This is a genomic window from Arthrobacter sp. ZGTC212, assembly GCF_002929255.1.
Classification (GTDB): Bacteria; Actinomycetota; Actinomycetes; order Actinomycetales; family Micrococcaceae; genus Arthrobacter_B; species Arthrobacter_B sunyaminii.
In genome coordinates, this window is record NZ_PJIJ01000053.1 from 1 (window position 1) to 577 (window position 577).

A 577-nucleotide genomic window follows, 5' to 3' on the forward strand; every position below is an offset into this window, starting at 1 on the left:
CCTGGGCGGCGACAACCATGACCTGTTTTCCGCCTTCCCGCTGGCGCTGGCCAGCGAGCCGGCTGCCAAAGTGCACTGCTACGGCAAGTCGGTACGGCCGGGCCGGAAGATTGGCCATGTAAACCTGGTGGGGTCATCCACCGCAGAAGTTGACGACGTCCGACGCCGTGCAGGAACCGTGGCGGGCATCATTCGGGACGGGCGGGTACCCGCCGAAGCACCGCCGGCAATTTTTGAGGAGAAAGCATGAGTGCCGAAGCCACCCTTGCCGCCGGTTCCGCCGGCAACCCGCTGGTAGGCCTGGTGATGGGTTCGGATTCGGACTGGCCGGTCATGGAAGCCGCGGCTGACGCCCTTGCAGAGTTTGGCATCCCCTTTGAAGCCGACGTTGTATCCGCCCACCGCATGCCCACCGAAATGATCCGCTATGGCCAGACAGCTCACGAGCGCGGGCTTCGGGTGATCATTGCCGGCGCCGGCGGTGCCGCCCACCTGCCGGGGATGCTCGCCAGCGTTACTCCGCTCCCCGTGATTGGGGTTCCGGTCCCGCTGAAGACCCTGGACGGCATGGACTCCC

Annotated in this window: 1 protein-coding gene and 1 pseudogene; both read left to right on the forward strand. The window is 66.0% G+C overall.

All coding sequences use genetic code 11. From position 1 onward, the window contains the following. Window positions 1-250: pseudogene (locus tag CXQ89_RS17815) on the forward strand (5-(carboxyamino)imidazole ribonucleotide synthase); the annotation flags it as partial. After that, the coding region (locus tag CXQ89_RS17820; RefSeq protein ID WP_146067306.1) for an AIR carboxylase family protein at window positions 247-577 on the forward strand (331 nt) is incomplete at its 3' end. The pseudogene CXQ89_RS17815 and the gene CXQ89_RS17820, both read left to right, overlap by 4 nt.